The organism is Flavobacterium sp. UBA4197, from assembly GCF_002379575.1.
Lineage (GTDB): Bacteria > Bacteroidota > Bacteroidia > Flavobacteriales > Flavobacteriaceae > Flavobacterium > Flavobacterium inviolabile.
On the sequence record NZ_DFUB01000023.1, the window covers coordinates 31,746 to 56,510 of the forward strand.

Consider the following 24,765-nt stretch of genomic DNA (forward strand, 5'->3'; position numbering starts at 1 on the left):
AAATCAATATTTAATGTGCTTATAATTATTTGTAAGTACTTACAAATAGTATTTCAATTGAATTCACTTTATTTAAAATGCGAAGGAGGTTAGTCTCGTAGAAAATTAAAGCCTTCTACCATTATCAAACCAAGCAAAAGTTCTTTCTATTACCCAGCACTTACTTATGGTGTTTATTATCAATAAAATCGGATAACACCGAACGGAATGATTCAGGTTGCTTTTTAGGATTTTTTCCCGGAATATTTGCTAGATTTTAGACCATCAAAATACAAAAATATGCAAGTAAAAAAAGTATATTGATATTAATATATTGACCGGCAAATAAATAATACATTCTTTAAGGAAGAACTATATCTCTTTTTTATTTCCCAGTAGTGCTATCAATTCGCTGTTAAAATCATTGGCTTCTCCGCCAAGCAAGCCAAAAAATTGTTTATCAAATTCTTCAACTGCAACTATCGCCTGTTTTATATTCTTTAGTCCCGCTGCTGTTAATTCAACCGTTTTGGCTCTGGTATCTGTCTGGTGTTCTTTTCGCCTGATAAATCCTTTGGTCTGCAAAGTCCTTAAAACTGTAGAAGTGGTCATAGGATCTATTTTGGTATGATTGGAAAGTAAAATCTGTGTAACATCCTGTTTTTGCAATGCAAGCCAATGCGTACTTGCCAGTAATACAAACTGCGCATGTGTAAGCTCGTATTTTTCCAATGCCTTCTTTATTTCCCGCTGCCACAAGTTGGTGACCTGCCATAGTAAAAAGCCTGTGCTGTCTTCGGATCGCTCGACGCTAAATGTATTATCTTTATTTTTCATTTGTAATCATTTTCGAGGCGATTAAATTATAATCTTTTTTATTGATTTCAAAAAAACCGTAACGAAAAGGATAGCCCCACATCTTTTTATTCTCAATAAAGTCAAGTTCGGCAATTAACGGAATAATTGAACATTCTTCACAAGCATAGAATCTTATATTTCTTCTGAACGGAATAAAATTTTCGGACATTTGAAACGGATAAATTTCATCGTCAATCACTTCTCCTATTGCCGTAAACTTTTGATATTTCTCGTTTCCGTCTAATGCGATTTTAGAAGAATAAACCAGAATCAGATCGCCTTTACTCATTCGTTTCAATGGTGCTTTTTTACCGTGACACACCTGAATAAAATTCCCGTTTACACCACGCATAGCATGCTCTTTTGATATGGAAGCTACCCAAAATCGTGTCATAATTTCTTAGCATTTTTTATTTGGTTAGCAACGTCTTCAGCCAAATTATCGACAATGTCTTTTGCAACAAATTTCACCCATATAAAACTTAGCAATCCTTTTACAGTCATTGTTACAGTAATTTTTAGTCCGTCTTTTGTTTCTTCATAAAAATGTTCACCATACATCTTTGCTAACGGAAATTTCGTTAGATCTGTGAATTTTTTGTAGGGCTCAATTTCAATGAGTTTGATTTTTACTTTCGGTCCGCCTTTAGGTTTTAGCATAAAGAAGCTGCCCACTTTGAAATCGCCTAAAAGTTTCGAATCTTCCACTGTGCTATCCCAGTTTTTCCAATTGTCAATATCGGTTGTTAGTTTCCAGATTTGCTCTTTTGTCACCTCTTTTGTAATTACTGAATACGTTTTTTGCCACATAATAATATATATTTTAGAAGTACAAATATAATAAGTGTACATATAATATGCAACGATTATTTTATTTTAAAAAAAACATATCCTATTTTGAATATCGAAAGTTAAATTGAAGAAGAAAAACAGAAAGAGAAACATTGCTACTAAGAATCTTTTTATTCAATATTTTTCGATGCACCTTAAGTAATTATACACTAATTTTTATCTAAAACTAAAACAGCAGGCTCTTTGAATAGCCTGCTGTTTTTATTTTATAGTTTATTTTCTATTTCATTCTACGGTTTGCATTACTGCTAATAAACATTTTATTTCTTTCCCTGGAAATAATCTTTATAAAGCGTTCGTAATGTTGCAGGACGTCGGATAGTAACTCATTTTTTGTAAAAAGTATTACATCATAGTCTTCACCGGCATCACCAAAATAAAATCCTGAAAATGTGCCTGATTATCATCTGTATCCGAAAGATCATCTTATTACATACCCCATCGGAAACCACCTCACTATTGAGTCAAAGACCGTTACTATTCAATTGATAACTGTCACAATCCATTTTTATTCTCTTGCTTTTTTCTTAAAAGCCCGAAAATTAAAACAACAGAGTAGGCAAACATTAACCAGGAAGCAAATGTTTTACTATAGATTTCAGGCATATTGGGGAATAATTTTTCAAAAAACTGTATGCATAGTGTATCCAGTATCATACCGGGTAAAACCATAATGGCTGCCGCTTTTACACTTTCAGGGTTACCTAACTTAAATTTATTAAAGACCGTGGTTGCCATAAAGCCTAACGCCGGTATCAGCATGATATACAAAACGGCCATTACGAATACATTGTCGACAATAAAAAAATAATGCCCTGCAACCCTGAACAATACAGTGGCGGATAGCCATACTAAAAAGCCAACAATAAAACTAATCAACTGATAATTCTCTTTATATGTTTTCATTACTAATTAATAAATATTTTATTATATTTTAAACATAAGCCGGTTCCTGCATTGTAGCAGGAATCGTTCTATTTTTGAGTATAAATATAAGAATTTTCAATCATAAAACAGTCATTCCAGGTGCTGAAATCAGAAATTTAGTTGCACCTGCGTCAAAAAAGCAGCAAAGATTGATCAGGCGTTATAAAAACGGAGTCATGGAAGAAAAAGGACAATACTACGTTTGATGTTTCCGGATTTTTTGCTTTTTGACGGAACTCAACATCAAACCTCAAAAACAAATGCTGCGATAGCGCTTATTTATCAGAATAAAAAAAGGACAAACCAGAAATGATTTGTCCTTTTTTGTGACCTTGGAAGGAGCGAATACGAACCTTTTACTTGAAGATCTAAAAATTTTAGCCGACTCTTTTGAGGATGTTTTGTAACTTAAGTTTCTTTAATATGCTTAATAAATAATTTTATTATTACCTCTTTATGTTGTTGACATAATTTCCAATTCCAATTTTCATTCTGAAAAATCATATCAGACTTCAACGAATCTATAGATTTTTTAGCTTTAAATTCTGCACGCTTTACACTGTAAATTTTATTACTATATTCAGAATTCATTCCGGGAGATAATAAAGCTAAATTTCCAAAATCATCCTTTTTTTTACGGATTATTTCCGCTTCATCAGTATGATCATAAACAATATTTAATTCTTCTGGCTTAGGATTTTGCGGAGAAATATGCTCTACAGAATTCTTAGCGGTCATTCTATAATCTTTCCAGTTTTCAAACCCAAGTTGCATTCGATTTTCCCAGAGAATATATTCTGTTTTATAAAACCAATAACCCGGATAACTTGTACCAATTGATGAATTCAATATTCCTTCAACAAATTCAGCGTTACCACTAAGTTGAAGATCAGTTCTACTCATCATCTCATAGCTCATTGTTCTTAAATCACGTTTTTCTTTACAAAACATCGCATTGTCAAGTTTCCTCAAATAATCATAAAGTTTTTCAGTATCCTGTTCATCAAGCATTTTATTTAAAAATGGAGTCAGCCAATAATGTGTAATTATTTGTTGTGAATGATACAACATACTTTGCAGTAAAGCAAAACCTTCGTTACTAATTGGTGAACATCTCTGAAAGGTCGCCTTACTTTGATATAATTTTTTAATTAAATGAACTTCTTCGTTATTTTCTATATTTCCAACCCATTTAATTACATGTCTATCAAAATTCTTTCTAACATTCCACAGCAAATCTATAAAATCCTTAACATCTTCTTGTTTAGTAAAATAATGAGCATGTGTTTTGAATATTTCTATTAAATCTTTTCCTTTTACTTCAGCGCTTTTATCAACATCTAAAATATTTTTATATCTGAATTGAAATATACGTAGTGTATGTAGTAATAACATTGGAAAATTGATAATACTTCTGACTTTTCCTGAATCATAATCCTCCAAAATGCTATCTTTATTTTTAAATTGCTCTATATCCTTCTCATTAATTTCTTCCTTTAAAATAAAAAGTAACTTTTTAGATTCTGCTTCTGATTTCTCTTTTTTTAATCTTGCATGGATTTTATTAGGAAGTTGAACAACTGTCTCTCCATCATCTAATTTTTCTGGAAATAAATCTTTCCAACCTAAATTGGCTACAACTTTTATATTTTTCTCTAGATATTCATCCATTACAGAGCAGGCATCCCACAATAAACTATATTGAGACATTTCTTCTCTGTTATCTTTTAAAGTACTTAACAACTGGGCTTTTAGAATTTCATGTTGTTGCAATTGTACGCCACGATTATTCATTGCCTCAAAAACTTTATTCTCATCTGTTTCCTTTGGCATCTGAGTAGAAACTAAAAATACTTTTGTATAAATGAATGAAGCAAATTCTTTTTTTTCTATTTCTCCTTCAAGTTTTTCAATAAAATGCTCAATTATTTTTTCTGCAGAAAAAATAGGTTTTAATTCTTCTATTTCATTTTTCGTTAAACCCAACTCTGAATTAGCTGAATTAAAGTATTGGTTCGCAAAATAACGAACAGCAAAACTCATTCTTGATTTTTCCTCTTTATCAATTGTAATATGACTAAAATTTATTAAATCATATCCAAGTTTTTTACTAATTAGCCAAAGTGTGGTAAATCTTTGTTGTCCATCTATTAAATCAAGTTTATCGTTATTTTTAGTAACCATTATTCCTCCCAAATAATATTTTGACTGATTCTCACTAAAAGCTTTATACAAATCTTCGAGCAATGTTTTTATCTGATCATCTCCCCAAACGTAAAGTCGCTGATAAATAGGGATGTTATACAAATCTTTATTAGCGACAACTTTATCCAAAGTTATTTCTATAGAAATTATAGGCAGGTTATTTTTTTTCAATATATTCATATACCCATTTCTCTTTAGTAATTAGTTCGCTATTTTCTTCCTTTTGATAAAATGAAAGATTAGCATTTTTATAATTATTTCTTACGCCATAATCAGGATCTGATGCTAAATCAACATTGTAATGACTTTTGTCTGTAATTAATCTTATAAAGTCAAACACATCGTCAGGACGATAAGACATTTCAATAACATCTAGCAGATTTTGTGATTTATCCCTTAAAATTTTAATTACGGTTTGTGTAACAATTGTTCTTTGATAAATACGATAACTTCCTAACAAATAATCCATCCATAATGCAAATTCTTGCAATTTTTGATCTTTGAATTTATCATAGTAAACAACACTGGCAAGTTTGAAAAATATTTTTAAATAGTAACTGTTTTGAGTAATCAGTTTATTATATACTTCAATAAAAGATTTAAATTTTTTATCGTTAAATAATTGATTATATACAGCAAAATATTTCTCTGTATAAAGAAAAAATCCAATTCCTTTTTGAATAGGTTGGCGTATTGAAAATGGATATTGAGATGCTGTAGTCTGAAGATTCAAAACACTTGGTTGCAAACATACTCCTAATTTAGAGTCATACATTAATTGATTTGCTAAAGTATTACAAACATTAGGATACAAACGAATTAAGTCATTATTCAGTTCTTTAATCGTCTTCTTTTGGAAATCTTTTAAAATGGCATCTTTATTCTCAAATGATAAATTCTGCCCTTTCCAGCTTCGGCTTCGCCAAAGAATAAAATCAAACAATTCGCTCAAAAATTGCCCTTTGTTGTTACTGTCCCATTGTTTAGCAAATCTACGTTGTAAATCTTCATTCCCTTTAAGCTCCCGCAGGTGGTACGATTTCAAAAAATCTACTGCACTTAAACTAACTCCTCGGCTATTTTGGCTATCGAAAAAAGTAAAAGCCTCATCTTCTGAATTGGTTTTAATTACAGTAAAAACCAATTTCGAAAAAATATTCTTTAAATGATTCTTAATTCCAGAACTTACATTTTCCGTTAAATATTTTAAATTATGTTTAATGACGGTAGTCGAAAGCATCGAGCTATATTCTAAATTCCATTTGTCTTGCGCAAGATAACTTTGGGTTTCATTACAAACATAATCTAATATAAGCAAACTTGTAATGCGTTGTTGTCCATCTATTATTTCAAATTCTATTTCATTTTTTTTATATAATAAAACGCATCCTAAATAATAATGCTGTGCATTTTCATTATAATCTCCATCATAAAAAAAGTGATCTTTAACATCTTTAAGGAGCTGCTTTAATTTCTCTTCATTCCAAACATAAGGACGCTGATAATCGGGCAATTTTACGGATACATCAGTTTCAAAAAAATCACTTGTAGATAATGTTCCTACTTCAAGAAAAAGTTCTTCATCAACATTTACTTGTTTTTGACTTTCTACATCTATTTTTATCATTAAATTTTGATATTTTATTTTTCTTCTAAATCAGCATTTGCAATGTACCTTTTATATTTTGAACAAGAAATTATTATTTTATTTCATAAGATAAATAATTTGATAGTATACCGGATGGCGTTTTACTTCTTTTGTCTAGTATTTCTGTATTTGCAAAAACAATAAAATTATCTTTAGCTCTTGAAACGGCTACATTTAACATATTCGGCTTATTGTCTCTATCAAAAAACATTGTACCTGAATCGCCTTTTCCATAAACCATTGAAAACAAAATCATTGATCTTTCAGCTCCTTGAAGTGCATGAACGGTTCCTATTTTTAATTTATCAACATTAAATCCTGCATTTTTTAATGCGTATCTCAAACTGTTTTTTTGACCAACAAAAGGAGTAATAATACCAAGAGAATCTTCGACTTTTCCATATCTCTCCTCTATTCTCGTTTTATTCTGAACTAACCAATTAACTATTGCCTTTACTTCATTGTCATTGTAACGACTTGAATTTTTTACTGTCGAATTTCCGTCAACATGAACGCAATACATTGGAGGAAATAATAAATCACTTTTTGCTGGTCCTTTAAGTGGTACTAGCTTTCCATCGTATGCTAATACATTGCAATAATTAATAATCTCATCAAAACAGCGTCGATGCTCAACCAAAGTAACACCTTTTTCCTTTGCGCCAAGCTCTCGAATATTACTCGCATTTTGAGCCATTTTCATTATACTTCCAGTTGAAGCAAGAAAACCTTTAGGATCAAACTCTTTCTCATAAATAAGATCATCATAATTTTTAATGATACCGCATTTTTTTAAATTCCCAACATCAATTTTATTAGTGATATTCCAAACAGGTTCAATTTGTTTGACATCACCTACTATAACTGCTTTCTTAGCAAGTGAGAATGTTGCAGTCCCCACCTCCGGTGCAACCTGGCCGGCTTCATCAACAATCAATAAATCTATAAAACTATAAATTGGACGTGTGTCAAAAATATTTTTACCATCTTCTCCTTTTTTGAAAAACCTGAAGAAACTAAAAAATTTAGGAGCCATATAAAATGTACTAACAAAACAAGGCGTTAACATTGCTTGTCTCTGCCATCTATTTATCATTGCATCAAATCCTTTTCTATCGAAATTTTCATCTTTCAAATCCGATTCTAATTTTAATAACCATCTTCCTTCCCAATAATGCAAAGCAAGCTGAAATGCTTCATGACGAAGTGTAACATCCAACTCGTCATAAAAACAATTTGGTTTGACACCATTTTTAATTTTAAAATATTCAAACTCCCAGTATTCGTCTTCTGTCTTAGGTGGATTTCCATTAATGGAATTAGAAATTTTCCATTCTTTCCATTTTTTAATCGACTCAATAATTGTTTTTGCAGTTGTTATTTTATTGTCGATCTTTTCAAGTATTGCACTTTTTGTGAATACAAATTCTTTAGCTTCACTTATTAATGAATCTCTCAATAAGATTCTAACTTCCGATGCTCTATTCGCTAAAGCTGATTTCAATCCAAAAAAGCAAAATAGCTTTCTAAAAAACGATTCATTATTAAAATATGAAATAATTTTTTCTTCTAATTTATTTAAAATCTCAATATCAGATTGAAACTTTATTTCGTTTAAGATATTTTCAGAGTAATATTTATCACGAATACTAATATCATTTAGATATCCATTTGAAAATAGTTGTTCATTTTGCAAGTAAGCTTTCCATTTATTAGATGCTTCATGCAATATTGCCTGTATATTTAAAATTTCCTTCTGGATTTTTTTTATAGCATCATTAATATTTAAAATCTTATCTTTAAAATATTTTGAACACTTTTCAATAAAATAAGGTTTAGCAATTTTTAAATATTCTTGGTTTTCAACTCTACTAAACAAGCCTTCACCATTTTGCTTTTTATAGTTTATGCCTTTCAACTCTGCCTCTGTTTTTCCATTAGCTGGTAAATAAGTAGCATAGCCATCAATTTCGGGTAACCATCTTCCTTCTAAATTTCCAGGTTTTGTATTTGATTGTGAAAAACTATCTATGATATTTGTTACCGCTTGATTATTGGTTGAACACGCAAGGATTATAGAGGGTTCATCTCCTATTATAGCACTTTCTACAAATTTATTAGCAACAATACTTTGTAACAAAGTTGTTTTTCCTGTTCCAGGAGGTCCATTAACTGCAAAAACTTTGTCATTTGTCTTTAAAAAGGTATTTAAACTTTTACGTTGTGATATTGAGATTGGGAAATCAAATCCCATTTGTCCAGTATGCAAAAAATTTGAATCAATGAATTCAGATACATTTAATGGATTATTTTCTTTAGGATTGTGAAGTGTTATAAATGTCTTTAATAATTCAGGAATACTGTCTTCCTTTAATATCTTTTCATACAAATGAATTATACCGATTGCAGCGTTCACATCTTCGTCTGGCAATAGAACTATACCATTCTTTAGAGTTTCATAACCCTCTGATACATAATTCTCAATATTTTGATTTATAGCTAAAGTAAAAACATTTTTTACATAATCTATATATTCCTGATAATTCACATATTGTTCTCTGCCTACAGCAGTTGCATTATCAATATTTTCAACAGTGCCAAATATAAATTCAGTTCTTTCATCTGCTAAGGGTTCTAAATACTTTCTTTGGAAAACTGGAAAATATTCTTCTGGAACCCGTAAACTTCCTTTTCTATCTAGTTTCGCAAAATACCAAAAAGGAAATTTAGGCTGTTTGTCTTTTAAGAAAACAAAATTTTCTGTTGTGGGTTTTATTTTTATCGGAGATATCAAGACTTCGATTTCATCTAGATTAACCCAATTCTCACTATCCTTACTTGAAACACCTTTCTTTTTGTTTATACGTTCTTCTTCAAAATTTATGAGGTTGTTTACGTTGCTCAAATCTTCTATTTGTTGCATGTCAATTTCAAAACTCTCAATTTCAAAATGTTGAAGTTTGTCAATATTGATATCTGCTTTTAAGGAATCCGATAAACTTTTTTTCCAATATGTTAACCACTTTTTATATTCCATAATTTCTTAAGCGTTTTCTACAATTCTATTAATACTAAGTAAGAATTCTTGAGTTTCTTTTATATCATAAAATTTTTGTTTCATCAATCTAATTTGAAATTTTATTGGCAGATAAACACCCCATTTAGATACCGTTAATGAGTCTGGATTTTTTTCTAATTCATTAGTGATAATTTCATCAATAATTTTAACGTTTGAAACTATAAGATTTAATTTAGACAAAAACTCTTCTTTTGAGATCATGATATAAAACATACTAGCTTTATCATCTAGCATATTTTTAATTTCTATTACATCAAAAAGCAGTTTTAGTGTCCTATTTATTTTAGTGCCTGTAAAAGTATGGAACAAGATTTTTTTCTCAGAAACCATCAGCAATCTTTCTGATTCAATATTTTGCAGATCAAAAACAGAAAATTCTCTTCTCATTTTTTCTAGTTCGTTGGATGAGCTTTGATCTAGTTCATTAAAAGTTTCTTCTTGAAAGATTATTTCGAGCATTTTTTTTCTGATTTCTGGATGTACAATACCTCCTCCTCCTGAAAATTTAGGTTTTCTACCATCGTTAGCTGGTATTACCTCTATTTTTTTTGCTTTAAAATCTACAAACTTAATTTTCCATATTTTAGCAGCTAATAAAATATTCTCATCTTCTTTAACTTGTGGGGTAAATGGTATTTCACCTATTTTATTACCTGCACTAACAACTTTAAAATTGTCTTCAACAGTAAAGGCACTATAGAAATCTCTATTATTAACAACTTTCTCACCTTCGACTCCTATAATAACCTCATCTGCTAATTTCTCCAAAAAGTCTATTGCTATCAAATGATTTAAAATTTCTTCAATATCTGAAATTTCAATATCATTGAATGCAAAATTGTGATTTAAATGCTTAATCAAATCCACAAGTTTAATACCTGAATATCCTTTTGTTATGGATAGCGCCTGATGTAATAAAATATCATAAACAAGATTCATAGGCTCTGAAGGTTCTATAAATTTCTCTTTATACAATTGCCAACAAGCCAACGATTGCAATAAACTCCATTTATCGGTAGCATATAAAAAAAGATTGCTTTTTGCACCATTTTGTCTGCCACTTCTCCCAACACGCTGTATCAATGAAGCAATGCTATTAGTTGCATCTATTTGAACAACTTCATCAACCGAACCAATGTCAATTCCCAGCTCTAAAGTTGAAGTACAAGAAATACAGAAATTTTGCCTATTATTACTTTTTGCAAAGTATTCTACATATTCTCTTACTTCTTTATCAACCGACGAATGATGTGAAAAATAGTTCGTATGTCCTTTTACCTTTTCCGAAATCTTTTTAAGCTTAACTGCTACTTCTTCTGCACGCCCCCTACTATTGGGAAAAATCAGAACTTTATTATTTCTGGTTTCTAAGTACAAATCCTTCAAAAGTTCAAAAGGCAGTTCAACACCTAAACTTTCAAAATATCTAAACTCTGTATCTATTTCTTTGGATGTTTTATCTAGTAGTACTTTTGTCTGCAATACATCTCCAGTAAATTTCTTTGCCTCTTCATAATCTCCTATGGTTGCTGATAATCCTACTATATTAAATTTCTTTGAATTCAAATCCTGCAATCTTGACAAAATAGATTTTAATTGAGCTCCTCTTCCTGATCCTATAAACGAATGTATTTCATCAATCACAACGTACTTCAGATTGGAAAAAAGATGACTTATATGATGTGGTCTATTAACAAACATAGCTTCCAACGACTCTGGAGTGATCAGCATTATGCCGCTAGGTTCTTTTATTATTTTTTCTTTAAGAGTTCTATTGGCTTCTCCATGCCACTTTGTAACTGGAAGTTCAAGGTATTTACAAAGTTCTTCTATTCTATAAAACTGATCATTAATAAGTGCTATTAATGGTGATATATATAATACCTGAATGCCAATTTCACTAAAATTAACTTTTGAAAGTATAGGAAGAAAAGCAGCTTCAGTTTTACCTGAAGCTGTTCTTGAAGCCAAAATATAGTTGTTATCAGTTGAGATGATTTTTTGAATTGCTGCATCCTGGATAGGTCTCAATTCTTCCCATCTCTTATCTCTTATATATTTTTTTATAGGATCTGAAAGTAAATTGTAAGATGACATTATAATTCTTCTATACTATCAATTAGAGATAACTCATCTGGTCGTTCATCAGAAATTTCGATTTCTCCAAATAATATATTTTTATCAACCTTAGGATTCTGCCTGATAATGTTTAGGATGTTTAAAAAATCCCGGATAACTTCTCTAGGTGTTAGAAACTCAGAAGCACCAGGTTTATTAAAAATTTCTTCCATGAATTGTTGGATATCATTATCTGAAATATCAATTTCTGTTTTATAATTATAATCAAAAATTAATTTAAGTTTTTTTAGTAAAACAAAAATTTCATTATGATTTAAAGGCATTAGACGAATTACTGGCTGAGCAAAATCTCTGACTTCTAAAGTTTCATATTTATTGGTTTCCAAACGAGATTTTAATGCCTGATAACTAAATAATCCTCTTCTTTCATTTTCTAAAAATTCTCTTGTCCCTGCAAAATTAAAAAATAGATTAGCTACTTTTCCTTGAAAACAATCATTATAAATAGACAAAATTTTTTCATAATTTTTCTCTCTCATTACAGAAGTTGAAATTTTATATAAATTTATTGCTTCATCTAAATTGATCATAAATCCGCTATAGCCCATATTAACAAACAGCTTACAGAAATTCTTAAGCATATCGTAATAATTAAGATCATTAATTATATCTCTTACGCCTAACTCTTGTTTCGCCTCTGTTTTAGTTCTATATTCTCCCTTAAGCCATTTCAAAGCATTTCTTCTCAGCTGTTCATCATCTTTTATATAACCTTCATAATATTTCATTATTACTGTTCCAAAATCGAAACTTCCAACTTCAGTAATTTCACTGATAGTTTTCATTAAATTCTTTTGAATTAAGCTAAAATATTGTTCCTCTCTAATCGATGTCAATAAAATATTGTTTTCTTCTGCCGTTTTGCTAATTATCTGTTCTATCCATTTTTCCAATAACGTTGGTAATGCTCCTCCTTCTGGTTTTGTTTGAATTGCAACATTGTCCATTATTGCAGAATATAACATTACTCCCTTTCCATCATTAGAATATAATCGATTATCCGGTGTAAAATCAGCATTTGCAACTACAAATTTTTGTTTCAAAGCAACCGTATTAAGAAGATGAAGCATAAAAGATTTTCCTGAACCAAAATCTCCAATCCAAAATTTTGCCATGCTATGACCGTTCTTCACATCCTCTAAAGCTGTTACAAAAGAAGCTACTTCTTCTGATCTTCCTACCGTAATGTGTTGCACGCCTATTTTAGGAACTACCCCCCCTAATAATGAATTTATAATTGAAGTCGCTTCTTTGGGTTTTATATTATCTATCATTTTGCTAAAAGTTTTTGGTAGTAATCATTGTTTATAGTGTAATAATCTTCGTCTTCTTCAATTAAAACATCATCAAGATCATCAAAACATATTTCATTAATACTTTCTATTAATTGGTTTCTAAAAGCCCCTTTAGATTTTGCAAAAATTTCAAACTCACTTTGGAGTATTGAAAAATTATTTTTTGAAAAATACTCTAATGTTAAAACATGAATTGGTTTAAAAGCAAACACTTTAGAATATATTGATACTGCATCTTCTGTTCTGCTTTTATTGATACTGATTTCGATTTGCTCATCTGATTTAGCCTCTAAATCTTCCGAATTTTCATCTTTTAAATATTCATTTAATAGCTCTACAGTTCCTGAATGCTGTTGCTGAACTTCCTCAATTAGAGATTTATCAAGTTGTATTTTTTTACGTTTAACAGCGTATACCTCTGGTATTGATTTAAAGGCTTTTTCTAAATCTCTGTCATTTATAAATTCACTAACTATTCTTTCAAAATTCTCAAGCTGAATATTTTCCTTAAAAAGACTTTTTTGAATAGTTTTTGTTAATTGCTTGTTATCAAAAGTTACTGACTTTAAATCATAATCCAAATAATGTATATAAAGTAATAAAGCAGTTTCTTGATCATACTTTGTAATGAATTTAGAAGCTTCAAAAAAGATATTTTCAACCGAAGGATTTTCTTTGTTTAATTTTCCTAATTCGACAATTTGGTTAATAAACTCTTTTGAATTTTTATTAAAATTAGAAGTAATTTCTTCAAATCTAGTTTTCCAGCGAGTTGTGTTCTGAATATTAAGTTTTATTTCCGTCTCTTCATCAGGTAAATTTATACTTGGAATTAATGATATATGAATCTGAGCAATTTTACTTATAAGTTTTGTTTCAAATTCTTCCTTTGCATCTAAAGATGAAGCATATGGATCAATTGTTACTTTTCTTTTATGCCCAAAATGTTCTCTTACAGTATTCTCACAGAATTTAAAGATGCTCGTATAAAATTCATTCTCAGAAGACTGCATAGCATACTTGTAATTATTACTTCCTTTTCTAAATCTAAAATGCTTCCTAACTACAACATCTGCAATTTGTTCAAACTCTTTTTCAATTGAAGAACTATTATCTATGTATATCTGTTTCAAATTATTAATTGTCGACAAATAAAGTTTGATAACTTCAACAGAACAATATTCAATACTTATAAAGTTATTACTTGAATACCATATTTTGTCTAAAACATTTGTCTCCTCTTTAGTAAGATTTAATTTTTTCTTGTATTTATTCCTCCATTCAAAAGTTGAATAATTAACTTGGGTATATTGATAATCATAATAATCTTCTCTCAATCTCGCAATACCATCATTATCACCAACCTGTTCCATTTTTTTGATCAGAAAATTTATTCCATAAGATTTAGTTTTAGGATAATTATCGCCTAAAATTTCTATCTGTGATTCTAGCTTGGTAATATTTTTATGCTGTTCAAACTCATTTAGTAAATCGAAAAGTAAAATAAATGCATAATTACTATTCCCTTCTAAATCTAGAAATTGACCATTCAGAAATTGAGTTTTATAATATTGATAAAACTTTTTTTGATTGGCTGTAGCATAATTAATTTCTGAATAAGAATAAACATAACTATGAGACCAGAATGGAACTTTCGATTTTAATCCATAATCGGAGTCAATCTTGTAAGATTGTGATCCTACATCTATAATTGAATCGTCATTTTTCGAACTAGATTTAGTTACAGAAATATTAATAGTACTTGTTCTATCAGTCGAAGAAATCTGTTTTTTTTGCTCATTTTTAGCCGTATCATAATAATTCACTTTGTAATTTAATTTTTTAGGCTCTGATTTCTTTTTTCCTGCCGAAACAAGAACAATTATTATAAAGATTATAATTATTATTGTCATTTATAACTAAATTAGGTCATCTATAATATCTGAAAAATCAAATTCATGAATCATTGTGATTGTATGACCATCTTTTCTTAGACTCAAAGCTTTTTCTACTTTTCGTCCATAACAAGAAAATGCCCAAGCTGGGTTTCCATTATCTCCCACAACTAGATAATCCGTTTTTTTAGTAACACTATCAGTAGGTATTCCTCCAAGTTTTTTAATCTGATTTTGCAAAGTTTCTCTATTACCTCTTTTTAATACTCCTGTAATACAGAATGTTTTTCCCTGAAAATCTACATTTGGTTCGCTTGTACAAAGTCCTGATATAGTAATATCAGACGTTTCCTTTTCAATTTGCTTTTGTACTTCTGAATCTTGCAACTTAACAAATTGTTTAAAGTAGGCTTTAAGTACTATTCTTTCTTCTTCATCAATTTTATTATCAGATAATACAGATAGTATTAGGCTTCTAATCTCATCATAAGGATAATATGTGTTTAGATGTTCATTTTCAGAAAGCCAAGTATTCAATTCAAATATCTCTTTGTCACTTATCTTTCCGTCAGACAATATTCCATGACAAATACCCTGCAAAGTTTGAAGATCAGAAGTTACTGCATTGTAATAATAATTATCACTTTCATATTTTTGACAAAGCCAAAATAAATCTTCTATTGTTTCTTTAGGGGGTATTTTATTTGAAGTAGTTTCTTCAATGATGGTCATAAACTCATTAAAGGGATTTCTGTTTATCAACAATTTATGCTCTGTAACCCATTTTCTAAGTTCATTAATTTCTTTTTCGTTCACTTCTTCATCTGACTGAATACCAAGTAACAAACCTTTTAAAGAGCTAATTACTTTATCTGCTTGAGATTTTGAAGTGTAAATTTTCAGTAACTCTTGATCTATATTACTCATAGTACATTTTTTTTAATTTATTTAATCAAATACAATCTTTTGAACAACTTTCTCATTAAACATTCGTTAATAATCAACTATGAATGAAGTTGAAATAACAATTAAATATTAAAAACAAATATTATTCTTTTTGACGAATCTATTTTACGGAAAACCATATGTACCCTCTCAAATATAAAAATTAACTAAAATCAACAAATACGTATTTATACCTGTTTAACTGTTCAACATCCATATCATAATCCTTCTTAAAAAATTACTATTTTAGTGAATTTATATCATCAATTGAGTTACGGGACAGAGTATATACTAGACTTAAATTCAAGTAGTCACTATATTTTTTGTTATGAAAAATGCTTATTCATATGTCAGGGTAAGTACTGACGAACAAAAAAGAAAAGGTTACTCCCTGCCTGAGCAGGAAGATAGATTATTGAAGTATTGTAAATATTACAATATAGAAGTCAAAGGAATTTATCGCGAAGAATTTCAATAGAACAGAATGGAACAGATTATTTTCAGAAATTAAAAAGAAATCATCAGGAGATTATAAAAACATCTTATTTATCAAATGGGATCGATTCAGCCGTAATGTTGAATATGCTTACGAAATGATCGGAAAGCTTCGGAAATATAAAACAACAGCAAAGGCTATTGACCAGCCAATTGATTTCTCTGTTCCGGAAAGCACAGTTATGCTGGCTGTATATTTAGCAGTCCCGGAAGCAGAAAATACCCGGAGAGCTCAAAACACGGCAAATGGCATGCAACGAGCTAAGTTGACGGGGAGATATCTAGGTAAAGCGCCATTAGGATTTATCAATTTAACATTAATAAATGGCAAAAAAGCTATCGCTCCTAAAGAGCCCGAAGCCGAAATTATAAAATGGGCTTTTTATCATGTTGCACAAAACGATCATAAAATATCCGAAATCAAGAAGATAGCTAATAATAAGGGGTTACTATGTTCAAGATCACACTTTTTCAGGATTTTGCATAATCCAGTTTATTGCGGGCTTATACCAGTCAAACTAAATTCTAATGAAAAACAAATGATAAAAGGATTACGATATCTGAGTCTTTATTTTATCAGGTTCAATCTGTTATTAATACAAAAAGAAAAACTACTGCTAAAAGAGATGATTTACAATCATTATTTTTCCTTAGAGGTCTTCTAACATGTCCTATTTGTAATAGAAAACTTGTCGGAAGTATTTCAAAAGGAAGATCAAAAAAATACCCATATTATCATTGCCGTGATGGCTGCAAAACAAGAGTAGATGCAATTTTCCTTAATAATTGTTATCAAAAAAAACTTCAACAGTTTATACTCTCAAATAATACAATTGAATTATTTAAGAATATTTTGGAAGACCAGAATATAAAGACACAGAAGCAAGTTATCTATATGCTCAAAAAGGATTAGAGAAAAAAATAAATGAGAAGAAGTTAATCCTTTCTCATGGCAGAAAATTATTTATAACCGGAATACTAAAAATTGATGACTATAATGAATTAAAAAAAGAGAAGCAAATCAGCACCCAAAATCTTAAAAAGGAAGCAAATGATATTACAGCTAAATTAAAAGCTATTGATAAAAAAATCAAATAGGAGATAATGCTATAGTGAAAATCTTTCAAAGATTTTCTGAATTTGAAACCTCAGATAAAAGACATCTTGTAAATCTTATTCCACCGACTGATATTGATTTTAAAACAGGAGCTTTTTCTTTAGATTTAGATCAAGCATTTTTAAAAATTTTATCAAAAAAAGATAACCGAAAAACTAAAAAAAATGAATTTCATTGAGAAGAATGTTTCAGTAGAAAAAGCCGTTATTGTTCTTTCCAAGAACGGCATTCAGGTAGATGATAAGGAAGCTAAAATTATTTTGGAATTACTATATTTAGTATCAAAAAATTACGATAAACCAAGAGAGAAAAAAACACTATATCCTTAATGGGACTTCGAACCATCGTTTAATCCCTATTAAATCACGAATAAGCTGCTTTTAGACTGTTTATTTTAAACAGACTAAGGATCCCCATGAAAAAAATCGAACCGTAAATCACTAGGCGATAAAAGACTGATAAACAAATATTTATAAGCATAAAAAAAGAGACAACTACTTTGTAGTTGTCTCCTCAAGTGATCGCGACAGGATTCGAACCTGTGACCGCCTGCTTAGAAGGCAGGTGCTCTATCCAGCTGAGCTACGCGACCATTTTCCGGTATTTTCAGCAAATTGGGAACTGAAAATCTTGTCGGGGTGGCAGGATTCGAACCTGCGACCTCCTGGTCCCAAACCAGGCGCGATGACCGGGCTACGCTACACCCCGAAAAAAAGCGGAGAGACAGGGACTCGAACCCTGGCGACGGTTGCCCGTCGACAGATTAGCAATCTGCTCCGTTACCACTCCGGCACCTCTCCTGCTTACTAAGGAAGTTAATCCTTTTTTGCGGTTGCAAATGTAGGATAACATTCTATTTCCTGCAACTATTTCACATTCTTTTTTCATTTTTTTTTCGCTTTTTCCTTAAAGTATTTCACGCTCAATAACATAGAATTTACAAAAACTTTATTATTTCATCATAAAAATCCCCACTTCCCTGTTATTTGCATTGAAAAGCCTGTTTACCGGAGTTCCCATTATAATAATTATCAATTTATTATTCCCTTACCCTAAGAAAATACCTGCTCAATAAAAATATCTTCATAAAAATGGTTAAATTCGCAACTTCAAGTATAATAACAAACCAACAACGAATAATCATGAGTAAAAAAGTAGTAATCGTTTCGGCAGTTAGAACCCCTATAGGAAGCTTTATGGGTGCACTATCTACTGTAACGGCTCCGCAATTAGGAGCTACTGCGATTAAAGGCGCATTAAATAAAATAAATTTAGATCCAAACTTAGTAGACGAAGTTTTAATGGGTAATGTAGTACAGGCAGGTGTTGGACAGGCTCCGGCCCGCCAGGCGGCTATATTTGCAGGATTACCCAATACGGTAGCGTGTACCACTATTAACAAGGTGTGTGCTTCCGGTATGAAAGCGATCATGCAGGGTGCTCAGGCAATCATGGCAGGTGATGCTGAAATTGTGGTAGCAGGTGGTATGGAAAACATGAGTTTAATCCCTCATTATGTACATTTAAGAAACGGATACAAATTTGGTCCGGCTTCTATGTTAGACGGAATGCAGAAAGACGGTTTAACAGATGCTTATGACAATAATGCTATGGGTGTTTGTGCAGACTTGTGTGCTACAGAATATAAAATTACAAGAGAAGAGCAGGATGCTTTCGCTATCCAGTCTTACGAGCGTTCTGCGAAAGCATGGAACGAAAATAAATTTGACAACGAAATTGTACCGGTTGCTGTTCCGCAAAGAAAAGGTGACCCGATTATCGTTTCAAAAGATGAGGAATACACTAATGTTAAGTTAGATAAAATTCCTTCTTTAAACCCGGTATTTACAAAAGACGGAACCGTTACCGCTGCTAATGCTTCTACTATCAATGATGGTGCTGCTGCAGTAGTGTTAATGAGCGAAGACAAAGCAAATGCTTTAGGTTTAAAACCGCTTGCTTACATTAAAGGATATGCTGATGCTGCACAGGAGCCAAAATGGTTCACTACAACACCGGCAAAAGCACTTCCAAAAGCTTTAGATAAAGCCGGTATTGCTATTTCCGATGTAGATTTCTTCGAATTCAACGAAGCTTTCTCTGTGGTAGGACTGGCAAACGCTAAAATATTAGGATTAGATAATGATAAAGTTAACGTAAATGGTGGTGCCGTTTCTTTAGGACACCCTCTGGGATGTTCCGGAGCCCGAATTATCGTAACTTTAATCAATGTTCTGGAGCAAAACAATGCAAAAACCGGAGCGGCTGCTATCTGTAATGGTGGTGGTGGTGCTTCTGCTATCGTTATCGAAAGAGCTTAATCAATACAACTAAAATGATGAATTTTAAATCCGTGGTAAAACATGTACCGATTTAGAATTCATCATTTAACTTTAAAATAATTCTGAATGTTTGCAATTTGTAATCTTGCTATCGTCCCATTACGTGCCGAATCAAATGACAGAAGCGAATTAGTTTCGCAGGTGTTATTTGGTGAGCATTTTAAAATTTTAGAACAAACGCCAAACTGGTCTAAAATTAAACTGGCTTTTGACGGTTATGAAGGTTGGATTGACAATAAACAATTTCAGTCAATTTCTGAAGACAATTACAATGCTATTTCCAGTTCGGCAGCGATTTTAAATGCCGATCTGATTGAATACATTACCACTCCGAATAATTTTTTAATTCCGATTCCTTTAGGATGTTCCTTAACTTTTTTGGACATTCCGGAAATCAACACGCCTCAATTTGCTTTTGAAGGCGTAAAAGTCTGTGGTATCAAACCCAAAACCGAATTGATCAAAACGGCATTTATGTATTTGAATGCGCCTTATTTATGGGGCGGGAAAACGCCTTTTGGTATTGATTGTTCCGGTTTTACCCAGATGGTCTACAAATTAAACGGCTATTCCATTTTGAGAGACGCTTCACAACAGGCAGGACAAGGAGAAGCACTTAGCTTTATAGAAGAAAGTGAACCCGGAGATCTGGCCTTTTTTGATAATGAAGAAGGGAAAATCGTTCACGTGGGTATGATCATGGAAGATAATTATATTATCCATGCCCATGGCAAAGTACGCATTGACCGCCTGGATCATCTTGGAATTTACAATATCGACACCGGACGGCACACACACAAACTCCGTGTCATTAAAAAGATAGTATAAAAAAACCGAAACTCACGTTTCGGTTTTTTTATATAAAGCTCTCAATTATTTCTGAGCTTTTAAAGCTTTGTATTTTACATCCATATCCAAAACCTGGTATGCATTTAGCAAAATTGCTTTAATATTCGGTTCTTTCGGATCAATTTGCAATGCTTTTTCAAAATATGGCAAAGCATCACTGTACATTTTATTTCTTTTCGTTTTTAACTCTTCAAATCTTTTATTGTCTTTTGGAGTAGTTCCCAACGAATTCATTTCTTTTACCATTTTATCCTCACCCTGTAACATCAAAGCTCCTAAATTATTATAGGCATTGAAATAATTCGGATTCACTTCAATAGCTTTTTTGTAATATTTTTTAGCTTCTTCAAGATCACCGGATGTTGTACTGATCACTCCTAAGTTGAACAATAAATCTGCATCGTTAGGATCTTTTGCCAATACTTCTGTGATTACTCTTTTGTAACCTACATAATCTTTAGCATCCAAGTAGATATTCGCTTCTGCCAAAAGCAAGCTTGTATCACCCGGATTAGCCTGTTTCGCATCGTTAATTGCTGCTTTCGCTTCTTCTACTTTCCCCTGGTGTACTAAAATTGAAGCAATGTTTTTATAGATTTCGCCTCTTTTAGAAGGAACTTTTTCATCACGTGGTTTTTCGTGAAGCCCTAATTTTATTGATTGTTTTCTGTCGGCATCCGTAGCAAATGTTTCTTCTGCCCCGCTTGCTTTATTAACAGCGTAATAATTTGTTCCTTCTCCGGAATAGTTGATCTTTTTTAATTCGTATAAATACTTCAACGCTCCGTCAAAATCCTGTGCCTGCATTGCTAAAATAGAAGCGTTATATAAATTTGACGCATCGCTTGGATCCAGATTGTAGATCGCTTCAAAGATCTGAGCCGCTTCTTTAAATTTTGAAGCCTGGTTTAAAACGATTCCATAATTAACCATCATTGGCTTGAACGACATAATTGTTTCATTCACATCGTCCGTATATACCTTTTTACCGGTTTTTTTCTCGTATTCCAAAACACCGTTTAATCCTTTTGCCAATTCATTAATCTTAGCCGGAGTTAAACTTTTTGCCATTAACTGTAAATCAGCAGGGCTGTTTCCGCTAATGCCGTCAAGCTCCAATAAAGGAGTCATTCCTTTATAGAAGTTCGTATATACCTGATCCGGTTCTGCCAGACCAGACATGCCGCTTACTTTGTTTACAGCAGATTTATATTCTGAAATATCAGCAACAGACAGTTTTTCTTTAGCATATAATTTTTTAAGCGTCTTCAGTTCATCCTTCTGTGCAAAGGAAGCTGCCGAAAGCATCATGGACGATGCCAATAATACATATTTAATTTTCATATAATAGTTTTTAGTAGTTATTCCTGGGTATCGTTGGTTTCAATAGCAGCATCATTGTTGTCTTCCAAACCTTCTGCTCCTTCGATATCAATTCCTTCGTTTTCCTCACGCATTACTTTGGTTACCGCCGCAATAGAGTCGTTTCCTTTAATGTTAATCAAACGCACCCCTTGTGTGGCACGTCCCATAACTCTTAAATCGGAAACTTCCATACGGATCGTTAATCCGGATTTGTTGATGATCATCAGGTCATCGGCATCCGTAACACTGTTAATCGATACCAGTTTTCCGGTTTTATCGGTAATGTTCAGCGTTTTCACACCTTTACCACCACGATTCGTGATTCGGTAATCTTCTAAAGAAGAACGTTTACCGTATCCGTTTTCTGAAACAACCAGGATCTCGCTTTCCATATCGTTAACCGAAACCATTCCGATTACTTCATCTTTTTCATCTGCCAAAGTAATTCCTCTAACCCCGGAAGCACTTCTTCCCATCGGACGTGTTTTTCCTTCTTCAAAACGAACTAATTTACCGGATTTAACGGCAATTAAGATCTGGCTTTCACCATTTGTTAATTTTGCTTCCAGTAATTCATCGTCTTCTTTAATTGTAATCGCGTTGATACCGTTTTGACGCGGACGGGAATATTGCTCTAAAGGCGTTTTCTTCACCTGTCCTTGTTTGGTCGCCATAATTACATAATGACTGTTGATGTATTCTTCGTCTTTTAAATCCTGAGTACAGATAAAAGCTTTTACTTTATCGTCGTTCTCAATATTCACCAGATTCTGAATCGCTCTACCTTTACTGGTTTTGCTTCCTTCCGGAATTTCATAAACACGCATCCAGAAACATTTTCCTTTTTGGGTAAAGAACAACATATACTGGTGATTCGTAGCTACAAACAAATGCTCCAGGAAGTCCTGATCTCTGGTTGCCACTCCTTTTTGTCCTACTCCACCTCTGTTTTGCGTTTTATATTCGGAAAGCGGTGTACGTTTAATATAACCGGCATGAGAAATGGTAATAACCACATTCTCATCGGCAATTAGATCTTCGATACTCACATCACCTCCGGCATATTCAATTACAGAACGACGGGCATCGCCGTATTTATCTCTGATTTCTGTTAACTCATCCTTAATAACACCCATTCTCATTTCTTTGCTTGCTAATAATTCTCTCAAATAAGCAATCAATTTCATGATTTCATCATACTCCGCTCTTAGTTTATCCTGCTCCAGTCCGGTTAGCTGACGCAAACGCATTTCAACAATGGCACGGGACTGAATGTCTGATAAATTAAAGCGCTCTACTAATTTTTCTTTTGCTTCGTCCGCATTTTTAGAGGCACGGATCAGCGCAATTACTTCATCAATATTATCCGATGCAATAATTAAACCTTCCAGGATATGGGCGCGCTCCTCTGCTTTGCGCAAATCGAACTCCGCTCTACGCGTTACCACTTCATGTCGGTGTTCCACAAAATAGTGGATCAGCTCTTTTAGATTCAACAATTGCGGACGTCCTTTAACCAATGCAATATTATTAACACTGAAAGAAGACTGCAATTGCGTGTACTTATATAAGGTATTCAGTACAATATTCGGAACCGCTTCACGCTTTAACACATATACGATTCGCATACCGTTTCTATCCGATTCGTCACGGATAGTCGAAATACCTTCAATTTTTTTCTCATTTACCAGATCAGCAGTTTTTTTGATCATTTCTGCTTTATTAACCTGATACGGAATTTCGGTAACAATGATCGATTCCCGCCCGTCCACTTCTTCAAAATTAGCTTTGGCACGCATTACAACACGTCCTCTACCCGTTTTAAAGGCTTCACGAACACCTTCATAACCATAAATAACACCGCCTGTAGGGAAATCCGGTGCTTTGATATGATGCATTAACTCATCAATCTCGATATCATTATTTTCAATGTAAGCCAGCGTACCGTCAATTACCTCAGTAAGGTTGTGCGGCGCCATATTGGTTGCCATACCTACCGCAATACCCGAAGCACCGTTAATTAACAGATTCGGTATTTTTGTCGGCATTACTTTAGGTTCTTCTAAAGTATCATCAAAGTTTAATTGAAAATCAACTGTTTCTTTATCTATATCGGCAAGAATCTCTTCCGAAAGTTTTTTCATTCTGGCTTCCGTATAACGCATTGCCGCCGGGCTGTCACCGTCAATCGAACCGAAGTTACCCTGACCGTCAACTAAAAGATAACGTAAACTCCACTCTTGAGCCATACGAACCATCGCATCATAAACGGAGCTATCGCCATGCGGGTGATATTTACCCAATACCTCACCGACAATTCTTGCAGATTTTTTATGCGCTCTATTCGATAATACTCCTAATTCATACATTCCGAATAATACTCTTCGGTGAACCGGTTTCAAGCCATCTCTAACATCAGGAAGCGCTCTTGATACAATTACTGACATCGAATAATCGATGTAAGCTGATTTCATTTCGTCCTCAATGTTAATAGGAATTAACTTTTCTCCTTCAGACATAAGTAGTTATATTAAAAAATTATATTTAATTCAAAACGTGCCAATATACGTATTTTTACAGTAATGTTTTACTTTTTCGCACATAAATTTCAGCAATTTATCAACACTAAAAACCCGTAGAATGCTTAAAAATTCACACTTTTTAACTTTTATATGTCGTTTTTTTTTTGTCAATTAGCCTTACAGCTATTCTCTGAAATGTAAGGTATGGTTTTTGCTTTTACTCACCAGAATTAGTAAATTTACATGATAAAGA

Annotated in this window: 16 protein-coding genes, 3 tRNA genes and 1 pseudogene; 4 read left to right on the forward strand and 16 right to left on the reverse strand. The window is 32.1% G+C overall.

Annotation, left to right across the window (positions count from 1 at the left end; all coding sequences use genetic code 11):
- Positions 1-351 precede the first annotated feature (351 nt).
- The 11 genes from B3394_RS13565 to B3394_RS13615 form a co-directional block, all read right to left on the reverse strand.
- Positions 352-816 (reverse strand): MarR family winged helix-turn-helix transcriptional regulator, encoded by a 465-nt coding sequence (locus tag B3394_RS13565; RefSeq protein WP_177734325.1) that lies wholly within the window; start codon positions 814-816, stop codon positions 352-354.
- Positions 806-1,231, reverse strand: a complete 426-nt coding sequence (locus tag B3394_RS13570; protein ID WP_286925596.1) for an EVE domain-containing protein — start codon at positions 1,229-1,231, stop codon at positions 806-808. The genes B3394_RS13565 and B3394_RS13570 overlap by 11 nt, the downstream gene beginning before the upstream one ends.
- Positions 1,228-1,647 (reverse strand): SRPBCC family protein, encoded by a 420-nt coding sequence (locus B3394_RS13575; protein WP_286925597.1) that lies wholly within the window; start codon positions 1,645-1,647, stop codon positions 1,228-1,230. The genes B3394_RS13570 and B3394_RS13575 overlap by 4 nt, the downstream gene beginning before the upstream one ends.
- A gap of 537 nt (positions 1,648-2,184) precedes the next feature.
- On the reverse strand, positions 2,185-2,595 hold the full coding sequence (locus B3394_RS13580; protein ID WP_177734322.1) for a DUF5367 family protein: 411 nt from the start codon (positions 2,593-2,595) through the stop codon (positions 2,185-2,187).
- A 429-nt stretch (positions 2,596-3,024) separates the two neighbouring features.
- Positions 3,025-5,001, reverse strand: coding sequence for a DUF262 domain-containing protein (locus B3394_RS13585; RefSeq protein ID WP_286925598.1), 1,977 nt, complete (start codon positions 4,999-5,001; stop codon positions 3,025-3,027).
- Complete coding sequence (locus B3394_RS13590) at positions 4,979-6,448, reverse strand: DUF262 domain-containing protein (RefSeq protein WP_286925599.1); 1,470 nt, start codon at positions 6,446-6,448, stop codon at positions 4,979-4,981. The genes B3394_RS13585 and B3394_RS13590 overlap by 23 nt, the downstream gene beginning before the upstream one ends.
- A 73-nt stretch (positions 6,449-6,521) precedes the next feature.
- Positions 6,522-9,506, reverse strand: a complete 2,985-nt coding sequence (locus tag B3394_RS13595) for a DEAD/DEAH box helicase (RefSeq protein WP_286925600.1) — start codon at positions 9,504-9,506, stop codon at positions 6,522-6,524.
- Positions 9,507-9,512: 6 nt separating this feature from the next.
- Positions 9,513-11,645 carry a DEAD/DEAH box helicase gene (locus B3394_RS13600; protein WP_286925601.1) on the reverse strand — a complete coding sequence of 711 codons (2,133 nt, stop codon included), beginning with the start codon at positions 11,643-11,645 and terminating at the stop codon, positions 9,513-9,515.
- Entirely contained in the window at positions 11,645-12,961 is a 1,317-nt protein-coding gene (locus B3394_RS13605; protein ID WP_286925602.1) for an ATP-binding protein, read from the reverse strand. The genes B3394_RS13600 and B3394_RS13605 overlap by 1 nt, the downstream gene beginning before the upstream one ends.
- Positions 12,958-14,895, reverse strand: coding sequence for a tellurite resistance TerB C-terminal domain-containing protein (locus B3394_RS13610; protein WP_286925603.1), 1,938 nt, complete (start codon positions 14,893-14,895; stop codon positions 12,958-12,960). Before B3394_RS13610 ends, B3394_RS13605 begins: the two co-directional genes overlap by 4 nt.
- A 6-nt stretch (positions 14,896-14,901) precedes the next feature.
- Positions 14,902-15,804 (reverse strand): BRCT domain-containing protein, encoded by a 903-nt coding sequence (locus tag B3394_RS13615; protein WP_286925604.1) that lies wholly within the window; start codon positions 15,802-15,804, stop codon positions 14,902-14,904.
- Between the two features lie 346 nt (positions 15,805-16,150).
- Between B3394_RS13615 and B3394_RS13620 the strand changes: the two are divergent.
- Positions 16,151-16,982, forward strand: a pseudogene (locus tag B3394_RS13620) (recombinase family protein).
- A gap of 616 nt (positions 16,983-17,598) precedes the next feature.
- Entirely contained in the window at positions 17,599-17,763 is a 165-nt protein-coding gene (locus B3394_RS13630) for a PTS sugar transporter subunit IIBC (protein WP_286925605.1), read from the forward strand.
- A gap of 189 nt (positions 17,764-17,952) precedes the next feature.
- Here B3394_RS13630 and B3394_RS13635 read toward each other — a convergent pair.
- The 3 genes from B3394_RS13635 to B3394_RS13645 form a co-directional block, all read right to left on the reverse strand.
- A tRNA-Arg gene (locus tag B3394_RS13635) sits at positions 17,953-18,026 on the reverse strand.
- Between the two features lie 41 nt (positions 18,027-18,067).
- Positions 18,068-18,142, reverse strand: a tRNA-Pro gene (locus tag B3394_RS13640).
- Between the two features lie 8 nt (positions 18,143-18,150).
- A tRNA-Ser gene (locus tag B3394_RS13645) sits at positions 18,151-18,234 on the reverse strand.
- A 342-nt stretch (positions 18,235-18,576) separates the two neighbouring features.
- Here B3394_RS13645 and B3394_RS13650 point away from each other — a divergent pair.
- Complete coding sequence (locus B3394_RS13650) at positions 18,577-19,755, forward strand: acetyl-CoA C-acyltransferase (RefSeq protein WP_177734321.1); 1,179 nt, start codon at positions 18,577-18,579, stop codon at positions 19,753-19,755.
- Between the two features lie 87 nt (positions 19,756-19,842).
- Positions 19,843-20,604, forward strand: coding sequence for a C40 family peptidase (locus tag B3394_RS13655; protein ID WP_177734320.1), 762 nt, complete (start codon positions 19,843-19,845; stop codon positions 20,602-20,604).
- Between the two features lie 45 nt (positions 20,605-20,649).
- Here the strand turns inward: B3394_RS13655 and B3394_RS13660 are convergent, their stop codons facing one another.
- Both B3394_RS13660 and gyrA read right to left on the reverse strand, forming a co-directional pair.
- Positions 20,650-21,969, reverse strand: a complete 1,320-nt coding sequence (locus tag B3394_RS13660; protein ID WP_286925606.1) for a tetratricopeptide repeat protein — start codon at positions 21,967-21,969, stop codon at positions 20,650-20,652.
- Between the two features lie 17 nt (positions 21,970-21,986).
- Positions 21,987-24,509 (reverse strand): DNA gyrase subunit A, encoded by a 2,523-nt coding sequence (gene gyrA, locus B3394_RS13665; RefSeq protein ID WP_286925607.1) that lies wholly within the window; start codon positions 24,507-24,509, stop codon positions 21,987-21,989.
- Between the last annotated feature and the right edge of the window lie 256 nt (positions 24,510-24,765).